The sequence below is a fragment of the Verrucomicrobiales bacterium genome (assembly GCA_016793885.1).
Classification (GTDB): domain Bacteria; phylum Verrucomicrobiota; class Verrucomicrobiia; order Limisphaerales; family UBA11320; genus UBA11320.
On the sequence record JAEUHE010000178.1, the window covers coordinates 1 to 13,028 of the forward strand.

Below are 13,028 nucleotides of genomic sequence, written 5' to 3' on the forward strand. Positions count from 1 at the left end.
GGCGACTACAGCAGCATCAGTCGGCGAGCGGCCGAGATCGCTGGTTGGGTACGCGACGCGAAGAAAAGTTGAAAGGAACCCCGCGGCGGATTTTCTCCCGAGCGTCGTGACGACACGGGGTGGACGAGATTCCACTCGAGCCGTGATGGGCCCTAGGTTTTCAAATTGGAAGACGCTGCTGCGTGGAGAGCCGAGGAGGAGTCGATCGCCCAAGGCCCCTCGCGGAGTTGCCTGTTTGTTACTCAGAGCTTGGGGCCGGCATGGGCTCGACGGAGTCTCTCCCTACCTTTCGACGGGAGTCACCCCTCCGCGCCGTGTCTAGCAGCAGGATCATCTTAACCATAAACCTAAAACCGGGAATGGATTAACCACCGATTTCACCGGATGACACGGATTAAGAAGGCATAGTGACATTCTTGAGCCCGAGTTCGCAGTGTCTCTCAAGGTGATGAGGGTCTTCCTTCCAAGTCTTTGCGGATCCGTGTCATCCGCGGAATCCGTGGTTAATCCATTCTCCTTTTTAGGCCAAAACGCGCCCCGAACGGGATACCGGTACAGAATTGAGCCCGGTTCTTGATAGAACCGGGCTGAAAAGGGACTCGGTTCGGCAGACGACCGCCAGCCAACCAGTTCGCCGGCGGATAAAGCCACCGACGAACTCCAGGAACGAACTTACGGTTTTGCCGGAGCCGGTGCCGCGGGGGCAGTCGGTGCCGTAGTCGCGGGCGCGGGCGCATTGGTCGCCAAAGCCTTGAAAGCGTTGTTGGTCGGCGCCACTACCGGATTCGCCTTATTCGCTTCAGCCTTGATCGCCTGCTCGAGCGTGGAGGTGTTCCGTTTAAAGGTGCTCTGCGCGAGAATCGAGAGCAGGATGACCATGCCTAGAAAGAAGGCCGCGGCATATTTGGTGAGCTTGGTCATGGCATTGCCACTTCCCGCCCCCAGCAGCGCATCAGCCGCCCCCGCCCCAAATGCCAACCCCATACCAGCTTCCTTTTTGGGCAGTTGAATCAGGACCAAAAGGATCAGCAGCAGGCAGTCAAGCAGCAGAAACGTGGTCAGCAGTACAATGATGAATTTCATAGCAGTTCAGGTCTATCCACTCAGATCAAATCGAATTCTTCACGATGTCAGCAAAACTTCGCACTTCCAGCGACGCCCCACCAACCAGCGCGCCATCGACATCAGGCTGGCTCATCAGTTCACGGGCATTGGCCGGCTTCACGCTGCCGCCATATTGGATCCGGACGCGTCGGGCGACGGTATCATCGAACATCTGAACGAGCAATCCCCGGATGAAGGCATGGGCAGCTTGCGCCTGCTCGGTCGAGGCGGTCTTGCCTGTGCCGATCGCCCAAACCGGCTCGTAGGCAATCACGGTCTCGGCCATCTGTTCCTTGGTCAGCCCAGCCAGACTGCCGCGGACCTGGGTAGCCAGCACCTGCTCCGTCAGGCCACCTTCACGCTCCGCCAGGCTTTCCCCGACGCAGATAATGGGCTTGAGCTCCACCTCGTGAGCCCGAAGAGCCTTCTGGGCGATCAAGGCATCCGACTCCTTCTGATACAGCCGTCGCTCGGAATGACCCAAGATCACGAAGCGCACCGAGAACTCCTTGAGCATCATGGGAGCGATCTCACCGGTGTAGGCGCCACCAGTATGCTCGCTCATGTTCTGAGCGCCCAGCCTGAGGTTGGAATCGAAGATCTGCTTCGAAACTTCACTGAGGGCCGTGAAGGGGGGGCACACCACCAAATCCACTTCCTTGACAGTGGCGAGATCTCGCTTGAGACCTTGGATCAAATCCAAAGCCTCAGCCGCGGTCTTGTTCATCTTCCAATTGCCAGCGATGATTAATTTGCGTTCTTTATCCACAACGTTCTTTCGGTTTCAGCTCTTCGTTCTTCAAAAATGCTGCTTTTCAGGTCCATAAGGAGTGCCGAAGGCCGCTCCCAATACGACGGTTAGCGGTCGCTCAATGCGTCTACCCCGGGTAGCACCGCCCCCTCAAGAAACTCCAGGCTCGCCCCACCCCCGGTGCTCATGAAGGTGACCTGGTCGCCCAAGCCCGCCTGGTTTAGCGCCTTCACGCTGTCGCCGCCTCCGATGATGCTCTTGGCGCCGCTCTGCGTCGCTTGCACCACCGCCTGAGCAACCTGGTTCGTTCCGGCGGCAAACCGACTATCCTCGAACATCCCCATAGGACCGTTCCACAGGATGGTCTTAGCTCCGCGGATCACCTCCGCATAGCGCTTCGCCGTCTCGGGCCCCACATCGAATCCCTCGGCATCGTCCGGAATGTCCAGAGAGGCGTTCACCCGCGCGTTCTGAAACTCAAAGACAGGCTTGCCCTTTTTGTTGACCTTGCCGCTGTCGACCGGCGTCGCAATGACATTGTCGCTAGGCAGGAGAAACCGAACCCCGCGCTCCGCGGCCTTGGCCAACGCGCGGGCCGCCACATGGGCCGCATCAGGTTCAATCAGGGACTTGCCGGTCTTGTAGCCCTGAACCAAACGGAAGGTGTAGGCCATCGCCCCACCCACCAAAATCGTGTCGGCCTTCTCGAGCAATCGGTCGATGACCATGATCTTGTCCGAAACTTTCGCTCCACCAAGAATCACGACAAAGGGCCGGGCCGGACTCTCCAACTCGTCGCCCAAAAACTTCAGCTCCCGCTCCATCAACAAACCGGCCGCGCAGAATCCGCCACGCCCCTTGACGATGCGAGCGACCCCATCGGTGGAGGCATGCGCCCGATGGGCGGCCCCGAACGCGTCGTTGACGTACAGATCCGCCACCTTGGCCAACTTCTCCGCGAACACCGGGTCGTTCTTCTCCTCCTCGCTGTAATAACGAGTGTTCTCCAAGAGGACGATGTCGCCGTCCTTCATCGCACCCACCGTGTTCTCGACCTTCTCGCCGATACAATCGTCCACAAAGGCCACCGGGCGCCCCAGCATGTCCGCCAACTTAATCGCGACCGGACGCAAAGACATCGAGGGTTCGCGCTTGCCATCCGGGCGTCCAAGGTGCGCCGCCAAGATGATCCGCGCGCCGCCCTGCGTCAGTACATCAAGGGTCGGGAGGGTCTCTTTGATGCGGGTGACATCATTGATCACCATCTGGCCGTCTTTTTCGGCCATGGGGACGTTATAATCAACCCGGACAAACACTCGTTTGCCCTTCAACTTCAAATCACGGACGGTCAGTTTCGCCATAAAAAAGCAGGCGCGGAGGATATCCGAGCGGATGGCTGAGTCAAAAGGAAATGTTAGCCTCTTTTTTCCCTGATCGCTTCATTACCAAGGAGTTTCATGCGCCATCCCCCTAAGCCCCCCCGCCCGGCAGGAGACTGCCGCCGATCTTGTTCGGTAGGCACAGGCCCCAAAATGCCCATCGTGGCTTTCCGTAGTTCTCCGAATTTCGGTTTGAGGAAGCCAGGTTACCTTCTCCAGAATGCCCGATTTGTGCGAAAAGTTAGGTCTGATGTGGATTGCCCCACGCAATCTCCACCTCGCCCCAATTCCCTTCGCAGCCGGGCTGCTCGGTGACACATTCCAGGCTGAAATCAAGGAAGTTCACTCCGAGAACCTATTTAGCAGGTGTCAGAGCTAGCGCAAGGACGGCTCAAAGGAATCACACAGCCAGCTATCAGTCAGGAGTTTATGAAACATATAAAGAAAGAAGTCTTACAGGCAGCCTTGATCGTGAGCTGCGGCATGTGCCTGACGGCGCAGGCGGACAGCATCGTAACTGATTGGAATTCCATCACGCTCCAAGCCATCCGCGTGACCAAACCAGGCCCGCCCATGGTGGCCCGCGCCCTCGCGGTCGTTCATACCTCCATTTTTGACGCCTGGGCGGCGTATGATGCCACCGCCACCGGAACTCGGTTCAACGAGTATCTCCGACAACCGCCCGAGGCGCGCACCGACTACAACAAAGGCGTGGCCATCAGCTATGCCGCCTATCGCTCCTTGATCGACCTCTTCCCCAGCGAAAAGGCTACGTTCGACGGTGTCATGATCAGCATGGGTTTCGACCCCAACGACACCTCGAAGGACCGCACGACGCCCATCGGGATCGGCAACTTGACCGCTTCGGCCGTCCTGGATTTCCGACATAGCGACGGGTCGAATCAGCTGGGAACTCCTCGCTACGGTGATACGACGTTCTACACACCGGTCAACACTGTGGACGAAATCAAGGATCCGAACCGTTGGCAGCCGCTCCGGTTCTCGAACGGAACGGGTGGGTTCGTCATTCCGGGTTACATCGCTCCTCACTGGGGAACCGTGGTGCCGTTCGCCTTGAAGGCACCCGATCAATACCGACCGAGCGCTCCTGCCCAATACCCACGCGATCCTCGTTACGCTTCCCAAGCTGAGGAGATTATCCGCTTTTCCGCCACCCTGACCGACCGCACCAAGATGATCGCAGAGTACTGGGCGGATGGCCCCAGCTCAGAATTGCCGCCGGGCCATTGGAACTTGTTCGCTCAGGTCGTGTCCAAGCGGAACAAGTATGGCATCGACAAGGATGCGAAGCTCTTCTTCGCCCTCGGCAACGCTTTGTTGGACGCCAGCATCTCCGTCTGGGAAGCCAAGCGCTATTACGACTATTGCAGGCCCATCACCGCCATCCGTTTCCTGAAGAAGGGCAAGAAGATCCTGTCGTGGGCCGGCCCCAACTTGGGAACCCAGTGGATCAACGGTGAAGATTGGCTGCCCTATCAACCCCCGACCTTCATTACGCCGCCCTTCCCCGAGTATACCTCGGGCCATAGCGCCTTCAGTGCGGCGGGAGCTGAGGTCCTGCGCTCGTTCACGGGCAGCGATAAATTTGCCTATGGGGTGACTCTCAAAGCAGGGTCGTCGCGAACCGAGCCAGGCACGGTGCCGGCTCGCGACCTGGTGCTCTACTGGAATACCTTTACCGAGGCGTCCGACGAAGCCGGCATTTCGCGGCGTTACGGCGGCATTCACTTTGCGCAAGGCGACCTGGAGTCTCGGGATATGGGACGCCGCATCGGCAAACAAGTTTGGCGGAAGGCGCTCCGCCACTTCAATGAACCCAAGTCGGACCGTAGATGGATGTTCCGAGATTGGGAAGATGATGGGCGCGGGAAATAGTCTCAGCGCCACTTAGAGTACCGCGCATCTCCCGGGCTGCCACGAACCAGCCCGGGAGATTTCTTTCGGACCCGGCCAGGCTTGATCGACGCCTCCCGCATCTGAAGCTTGTCATGGCCCCGTCCATGGGGGATAAGATCCCCAGATTCCGAACGAACTGAAGTAATCCTGCACGAATCATGACCATTGTCGTATCCCGCGGCTTCCGCTTATTGCTCGCTTCTGGACCTCTGGCTGTGGCCCTCCTGGCCGCCATTCCGCAACTCTGGAGTCCCACCACCGCCGGGGCCGCATCTTACCCCTGCTACAACCTGAGCCCCGCGCAACTGACCGGAAAAACGCTGTGGCTGGCGGTTGAGAGCGGGAGCGCTCCGTTTGAATCCGCAGGGACTATTCAAATGCAGCTCAACGCGAACGGGACATATGCAGTGCCAGGGGGAGCCGGCGTGGTCGCTCGAACCGGAACCTGGTCTACCGCCGGCTCCGCGGAGAATATAGTTCTCCGCTTCACGGGCTTTTTCAATGATGCCACGGAGGACGTTCTCGTCCTGTTCAATGGATGTCTCGACGGCGCGAGTTGCACCTCCTGCGGCTATGGGTTTACCAGGGAAGGCGTTGCGGGCCTTCAGACGGGCTCCTACAAGATCACCGATGGGGAAGCTCCATCCGTGACTGGACTCACCGGAATAGGTCTTCTGACGGGAGGCGGGGCGTTCCCATCCGGGGCCAACGTCTTCCTCTTCCCTGAGGTCTCGGGGAACCCCAGCCGCTACACGTTCAAATGGTTCAAGGACGACGTCGCCCTACCAGGCGCCAGCCTGTCCTTTCTCTCGCTGAGTTCACTCCGGGCGGAGGATTCGGGGGTCTACTCGGTGGAGATCAGCGCCGCCGGGAATAAGGCGAAGCTCAGCACGCCCGTCACGGTCGGTGCCCCCGGCTCTCCCAGCGGATATTTGGGACGACCCTGGGTGAAAGTGGTGGATCAAGCAACGGTGATTCCAGGGGCCTCCGCGCCCATGGGAGGTTTCGCCGCGCGACAGATGTCTCTGCGCAACGGCGTGGTGGTCGTTAGGGACTCCAACGGCAAGAGCCTGATCAAATGGTCAGCCCAGTCGACCCTGGAATCAGTCGTCACGGAAGGCGCCCCCCTACCCGGTGGCCACACGCTCCAGGTAGTCATCGAAGCCACCGTGGAGTCGGAAGGGGCGATCAATTTTTTTGCCCGCCACAATACCGGCTACGGCGTCTACGAGATCAAAAATGGGGTTATCACTCAAATCACTGGAGTCGGCAGCCCCACCCCGAACGGAGGCTCAAACTTTACCGGATTCCTCTGGCTGGCAAGACGGGACGGCCGACTCGTATTCTCAGCCAGCAACACTGCCAACCAAGTGGGCGTTTACCTCTGGGACGGCGTCCAGCTGTCGACGCTGTTGGAACCAGGCGCCGACCTGCCCGGTTTGCTCGGCGGCATCAACCAGGCGCTGGAACTGGATCTCGATGCTCAAACAGTCGTGCTGCGCGCCAACGATTCCGTACCGTTCCAGGGAAACAACCGCCAAGGAATCTACCGCCACACCGCGGGCAAAGGCTGGGCCGAAATCGCGAACGTCACTCAGCCCCTGCCGGGAACCCCGAGCTCGGTCTACAAATGGTTTACCGGAGTGGACATCGTTTCCGGGACCATCGTTTATGCCGCACTGCCTCCTCAAGGAGTTCAAATTTTCGCGTCGGATCCCGTTGGAAAGCCTCGCTTCATTGGGAACGGCTTCTCAGCCGACCTCGTGAGCGCTCAGTTTAGCGCCTCGACCCCCATCACTATCCACCAACGCTACGTCCAATCGTTGCAATCGATGAGCCCGGTCTCCTCCGAACAGATTCTGGGGCCAGGCCATCTGCTGGGAACACAGATACTTTCCGAGGTGCTCGATGTGGTGTCCCAAGGAACGGATGTGGCCATTGTCGCGCGGCTCAGCGACGGAACGACGGGGGTCTTCGCAGCGGTCGGAACACCGCCGTCGAACACGCCCATCGTGCTCGGCGCACCTGCCTTCAGCCAAGGGAAACTGAGCTTCCAACTCCAGACGCAGGCGGGCATCACCTACCAGGTCGAGTTCAAGTCCACGTTCACCGATCCCAGCTGGACCGTACAGCAAACGGTCATCGGTGACGGCTCCAGCCGAACCGTCACCGTCGACACCGCCGGAACCGCAGGCTTTTGCCGCGTGGTGCAAGCGTCGGCGCCCTGAAGGAGCCGACGCAGAGGATCATATCCGGGACATCATTTTCCGACGGAGGCCGCGGGAACTGAGTTGCGGATGAACTTGCTCAGGTCCTTCTTGAGAGCGACGAGCGCGGGCTTGACCGTGTACATCATGTGGCCTCCCTCGTAGTCCACCATGGTGATGTTCTGCTGGAGCTTCGGATCGAAGCTGAAATGGTCGAAGGTGTAGCGGGTTGCGAAGTAGGGCGTCGCTAGATCGTACACCCCATTTGCCACAAACACCTTCAGATACGGATTGTGCGCCATCGCCTGGCGCAGGGTTTCGGCGACGTTCAGATAACGGTTCCGATAGTCACCATAGTTCCACGGCTGCACCTTACCGGTCAGGATCTCATACGGAAGATCGCTCTCGAACTTCAGATCGCGGCGCAGGTAGTCGTTCAAAGCGCCGGTGAAAGGCCCCAGGACGCCCGTGTAACTGGGATCGTAGTCCGGGCTGTCGCCCACGCCGTCGCGATCCACCCCGGTCATCCGACTATCAAAACGTCCGATGGTCTTGCCCTCGCTGCGGAGCAGCTCCTTGAAGAACTGGAAGACGTTCACTCGCAAATGAGAGCGCTCCACGAAGTCGACGCTCAAGCCGGTCAGCTGAGCGAGACGCTGCGCGGTCTGCCGACGCTCCTCGGGAGTAAGTCGGTTCCCCTTAAGCAAGGCCGTGGCATACTCACCCAGCGCGAAAGATTCCGACTGCTTGAGCGCGGCGGCCAGATCTGCTTGCAACTCAGAAGGGAGCTTCTTGTGGTACCAGGCCGTCGCCGTCAGGGTGGGCAAAAAGAGAGGAAACGGCAGTTCGTTCCCGACCGCGTAGCTGATGGTTTGAAAATCCAGCACCACGGACACGAGCATGACTCCGTTCAGGTAGATGCCATACCGGCTTTCCAGGTGTCCCGACAGCGCCGACGCTCGAGTCGTCCCGTAGCTCTCGCCGATTAAAAATTTGGGTGAAGCCCAGCGCTGCGCCCGGGTGATGTAGAGCCGTATGAATTCACCGACCGACCGGATATCCTCATCCACCCCATGGTATTTCTTGGCATCTTCCCCTGGCACCGGACGGCTGAATCCGGTGCTCACGGGGTCAATGAAGACCAGGTCCGTGTCATCCAGAATGGAATGCTCATTCTCCGTGACGCGGAAGGGAGGTGGCGGCAGGGTTCCATCCTCATTGAGAACCACTCGACGCGGGCCCAGCGTTCCCAGGTGCAACCAGACGGATGCCGATCCGGGTCCGCCGTTGAAAGAAAAGGTGATCGGGCGGGTGGAAACATCGCCGGCGTTGGTCCGGGTGTAAGCGACGTAGAAGAAAGAGGCCTGCGGTTTGCCATCCTCCTCTTTCAGCACCAGCGTGCCAGCGGTTGCGGTGTACCCGATCTTAACGCCTTCGATGGTCACGCTGTGACTGGTTACCGATGATTCGTCTCGAGGTTCCTTCTTGTCGTCTTTCTTGTCCGCCTTGGTCGCCTCCTTGGAGTCCGCCGCCCGCACGTCCCCAGCCAGGCCTCCACTCAGGCATAGCGCAAGTGCCAACGCCAGGAGCCCCGAGCTCGAACTGAGACTTTGCGACCACCACCAACCCATCGACGAGATCTTCATCATGGGAAGGGATCCTACAGGGCGATAGGAATTCGGAAATGAGAATCGTGCAAACGGGTGCAGGGCAGGTTCCGGGAGATGGCTCCGCTCACAACGACCGAAGAATCTCTTCCAGCTTCTCCGGATCGAGACCGGGCGGGGAATGGTCCAGCAACCACTGAATATCTTCCTTGGCACCGTCCACATCGGCCATCTGTGCGCGCAGACGGGCTCGATCCAATCGGTCGACAGGCGAGTTGGGCTGCAACCCAATAATCAAATCCAGATATCGAAGCTGCTCAGCTACCGATTCATCCGCTTTGGAAATACCCTGAAGATTCCGCGCCATGCGCAGAATGATTTCCCGCTTCCGGGCCGGCTCCAGATGCTGGCTGCGGGCTGTCCCCTCCGAATAACGCGCCGCCACCAGATCCGCCTCAGCGTGGGTCAGTTCCCGGCCGCCTTCAAAGACATCAATGACGCGCTCCACTCCGTTGGTCGGTTTGTAGAGAACCATGAAATGGCCAGGCAGCGGATGTCCCACCAAACCTGACAATCCCACCTTCTGTCCGAGTTCCATGAACAGAACCGCGAGGGTGATGGGGATACCCTCCCGATACTCCATGACCGAATTGAGATAGCTGTTGGCTTTCTCGAAATAGTCATGCCGGCTGCCATGGAACCCCTGCTCCTGAAAGAAATACTTCTTGAGCACACGCAACCGCTCCTGCTCATCCGCTCGCGGCTCGATCAGCTGCGCAAGCTCTCGCCCCATGCGGTCGAAATGCTGACGATAGGCCTCCACGTTCACCTCCGGATCATCAAAGCGCGACAGCAGCAGCGCCGCCTGCACCAGATCGATCTCCTTCTCAGCGGCAGTCAAAGTAGTCTTCAACTCCGACTGGATGTTCAGCGAATGGGTTCGGAGCGAGAGCCGCTTCAAGTCCTGAGCCTGCTTCTCCATGCGCTTGGCCCTCTGATGGAGGTAGCGTTGGCCGGCCTCCGGCTGGGCCGCCAGGGCATCCGTCAAAGTCCTTTCCCCTTCGCGACTGGGAGCACGAAGAAAGTCATCCACTCTGGCCACCAGAGGTTCCGGTAAATCTCCCCCCGCTGCCGAAGCCGGCTTGCCCACAGTAAAACCCCGGAACTCAGCCTGCGTTTCGCGAAACTTGCACAGCCCCACCCGCGTCCCCGCAAAGCTGCGATCGCGGGTCTCGAAGACCTGATGCCCATTCACAAAGCACAGGATGCGCTCCGCCTCGACCCGCACTCGAATCTGATTCCACTCACCCTTCTGGTAATGCTCACTGGGGCCCTGCTGAAGGATTTGCCAGGTGAACACGTTGGCCCCCTCGAACCGGGTCAACCGGAGCTGTCCTCCGGTCGGGTAAAAGCCATAGTGCTTCTCCCCGGCATCCGAGGCGAATACCAAGCCAGCCGCGCCCGCCTCATCGTCCAACTTAACCGAGACGCCAATCTCGAATGGAACCTCGGGAGGATTGGTCTTCGACAGGCAGAGGGCCCGACCTCCGAATCCGTTGCCCGGTCCTTCGACCACGACCCTATCCACGCGTTGCCGCCAGCGAGAACCCATCAACGGTTCCCATTCCGAGGCATCCAGCATTCCCATGTTCAGCCATCGGTCCATCGAGATAGGGCTGGGCCGCTCCAGCAGTGTCTTCAGGGCATTGACAGGAACCGCAAACCCTAAGTTCGCCGTCATCATCGATTTCAGGGCCATAATGCCGCAAACCCGGCCCTTGAGGTCCAAGAGGGGACCCCCGCTGTTGCCCGGCTCGATCGGCACCGCCACCTGGATCATCTCCACGCCTTCAATCTCCCGCCTCGCCGAAGCCACCCCTCGCACCACGCTATGTTCCAATCCCATCGGATTCCCGATCACGACCACATCGTCCCCCTGCTTCAACGCATCGGAGTCTCCCAGCGGCAAGGGAGGCGGCAGCTTTCCTTTGACCCGCAACAACGCGAGATCGAATTTCCGGTCCCACGCGTGAACTCCCAGCACTTCCAGTTTGGAACCATCCGCCGCTTGAACGTTGACCTGCCGCCCTTCGCCGATCACGTGCAAGCTGGTCGCCACCAGACCGTCGGCGGAAACCATCCACCCCGCCCCTACCCCGTCGGATTTTCCCTCGCGGCCGAAATGGGAGATGACCACGACGGATTGTCGCGCCGACTCGACCACGCCTTGAATGGGATTTGCTTCCGGCTTGGAGCCGGCTTTGGAGTCGGATTTCGACTCGCCAGCCTTGGAAGGACGCGATCTGGACTTTGAGGATTCTGCGCCCAGGCAGGTTATCGCCAGGACCAGGGAAAGAATTCCGACGCAACCGAAGCGAGCGGAAAAAGTTGAGCGCCATCGTGGCATCACCCGGACACCATAGCACTCAACGACCGAGAGAAAAGCCCCATTCCGCCAATTTTGCGGGAGGGGTGTCAGGCAGATTTCGGGAACTACCCCCAGAACTGTTGAACCGCAACGGGCCCCTTCCCGGCTCGGCCGCGCAAGTCAGGTCAGTATCGCCCTTAGCGGCGAGCCGTCCGGGACCATGGGACGCGGCCGCCCCGTGAAGTCGTGGATGAAGGCGTTGCTGTCGATGCCCATCGCGGCATAGATCGTGGAAATCAAATCTCCCGGCGACACCGGGTGAGAAGTAGGACCAAAGCCTTTGGCATCCGATGCTCCGTAAACCAATCCCTTCTTAACCCCGGCACCCGTGAGCAGGACGTTTTGCAGATAGGACCAATGGTCGCGTCCTCCGGCGGCATTCACTTTCGGAGCACGCCCCATCTCCCCCATCACCACCACCAATGTCTCCTCCAACAACCCACGTGAAGCCAGGTCTTCGCAGAGCGCGCTGTAGACTTGATCGAGAGTCGGAAGGTGAAAGTCCTTCATGATCGGGAAATGCCGCTCGTGGGTATCCCAGGAACAGGGCTCGGAGCTTTGCTTCTCGAAGGACTCCCAAGACACGGTCACAAACCGTGCCCCGCGCTCCACCAACCTTCGCGCGGTGAGGGCCGCCTCGCCATAGAGATGACGTCCATAACGCTCGCGCAGCGACGGCTTCTCTGCAGCAAGATCGAACGCCTTCCAGGGACTATTCTCGCCATCCTGCCGTCCAAGAATTTCAAAGGCCTTGCGCTGGTAATGATCATGTCGATCGAACTCGTCGCTGCGCCCCAGCTCGTCGAGTTGCCGATCCAAGCGCTCGGAAAGAGAGGCACGGCCTTGGAGGCGATCCACGGTCAGCCCGGGCCCTAGCTCTGTCGCCGGGACACCGACATGGCCGACCGGCTCGCTCTGCGTGTCGTAGAAGTTCTTGGCCTCGTATTTCTGAGTGATCTGGCAGGACGTGAAGAGCGGATCGAATTTCCTCCCTAAGAATCCCGCATAGGGTCCAGGCCGGTAGATCTGCTGTCCCCAACCCGGATAGCAAGGCATCCACACCGACGCCGGAAGACTGCGCTTTTCCTCGCGGGCGAGATATTCGATCACGGCATTCATGCCAGGCGCCTGAGTGGCAAGAATGGGAACCAAAGATTCCAGTTTGTCCGGAGCCATCCCCGTCATCGTATGGAGGAGTCCCGCGCTGTGGTCGTTCGATTCGTGGGTGAATGAACGGATGAGTGTCGACCGGTTCATCCACTGGGCCATCCGCGGAAGATACTCACAGAAGTGAACCCCAGGCACCGACGTCGGGACCGTCCCGAAAGCGCCTCGATACTCGGCCGGCGCGTCGGACTTGGGGTCGAAGGTCTCCTGAGCCGCCGGGCCGCCAAAGAGGTAGAGCAGAATAACCGACTTGGCCCGATGGCGTCCGGGATTGGCCGGAAGACGATCTTCGGCACGAAGGAATTGTGGCAGGTTTAGGCCCAGCAGCGACAGCCCGCCGATCCGAAGCATCTCCCGACGGCTGAAGCCGCCACAGACCGTCTTCGTTGTTCCCAAAACGCGGATCATGGTGTCGGGACCCCACCCAACCACCGCCGCCACGGGAGAACCGGGGCGAGCTGGTCATGG

The 13,028-nt window shown here is 59.6% G+C and carries 6 protein-coding genes and 1 pseudogene; 2 read left to right on the forward strand and 5 right to left on the reverse strand.

Annotated elements, in window-relative coordinates; genetic code table 11:
- Positions 1-672 precede the first annotated feature (672 nt).
- Both secG and JNN07_19820 read right to left on the reverse strand, forming a co-directional pair.
- Complete coding sequence (gene secG, locus JNN07_19815; GenBank protein MBL9169992.1) at positions 673-1,083, reverse strand: preprotein translocase subunit SecG; 411 nt, start codon at positions 1,081-1,083, stop codon at positions 673-675.
- 25 nt (positions 1,084-1,108) lie between these two features.
- Positions 1,109-3,216 (reverse strand): annotated as a pseudogene (locus tag JNN07_19820) (triose-phosphate isomerase).
- A 447-nt stretch (positions 3,217-3,663) separates the two neighbouring features.
- Between JNN07_19820 and JNN07_19825 the strand changes: the two are divergent.
- Both JNN07_19825 and JNN07_19830 read left to right on the forward strand, forming a co-directional pair.
- Positions 3,664-5,130 carry a phosphatase PAP2 family protein gene (locus tag JNN07_19825; GenBank protein ID MBL9169993.1) on the forward strand — a complete coding sequence of 489 codons (1,467 nt, stop codon included), beginning with the start codon at positions 3,664-3,666 and terminating at the stop codon, positions 5,128-5,130.
- A 179-nt stretch (positions 5,131-5,309) separates the two neighbouring features.
- Positions 5,310-7,379: a hypothetical protein gene (locus JNN07_19830; GenBank protein ID MBL9169994.1), complete on the forward strand. Its 2,070-nt coding sequence runs from the start codon at positions 5,310-5,312 to the stop codon at positions 7,377-7,379.
- A gap of 32 nt (positions 7,380-7,411) precedes the next feature.
- Here the strand turns inward: JNN07_19830 and JNN07_19835 are convergent, their stop codons facing one another.
- From JNN07_19835 to JNN07_19845, 3 genes are all read right to left on the reverse strand, one after another.
- Positions 7,412-9,007 carry a peptidase S10 gene (locus tag JNN07_19835; protein ID MBL9169995.1) on the reverse strand — a complete coding sequence of 532 codons (1,596 nt, stop codon included), beginning with the start codon at positions 9,005-9,007 and terminating at the stop codon, positions 7,412-7,414.
- An 85-nt stretch (positions 9,008-9,092) separates the two neighbouring features.
- Entirely contained in the window at positions 9,093-11,372 is a 2,280-nt protein-coding gene (locus JNN07_19840) for a tetratricopeptide repeat protein (protein MBL9169996.1), read from the reverse strand.
- 141 nt (positions 11,373-11,513) lie between these two features.
- Positions 11,514-12,968: a DUF1501 domain-containing protein gene (locus JNN07_19845; GenBank protein ID MBL9169997.1), complete on the reverse strand. Its 1,455-nt coding sequence runs from the start codon at positions 12,966-12,968 to the stop codon at positions 11,514-11,516.
- Between the last annotated feature and the right edge of the window lie 60 nt (positions 12,969-13,028).

Coding starts and splice junctions, on each gene's coding strand:
- JNN07_19840 (MBL9169996.1), bottom strand. CDS start 11,372: ATGCCACGATGGCGCTCAACTTTTTCCGCTCGCTTCGGTTGCGTCGGA.
- secG (MBL9169992.1), bottom strand. CDS start 1,083: ATGAAATTCATCATTGTACTGCTGACCACGTTTCTGCTGCTTGACTGC.
- JNN07_19830 (MBL9169994.1), top strand. CDS start 5,310: ATGACCATTGTCGTATCCCGCGGCTTCCGCTTATTGCTCGCTTCTGGA.
- JNN07_19835 (MBL9169995.1), bottom strand. CDS start 9,007: ATGATGAAGATCTCGTCGATGGGTTGGTGGTGGTCGCAAAGTCTCAGT.
- JNN07_19845 (MBL9169997.1), bottom strand. CDS start 12,968: ATGATCCGCGTTTTGGGAACAACGAAGACGGTCTGTGGCGGCTTCAGC.
- JNN07_19825 (MBL9169993.1), top strand. CDS start 3,664: ATGAAACATATAAAGAAAGAAGTCTTACAGGCAGCCTTGATCGTGAGC.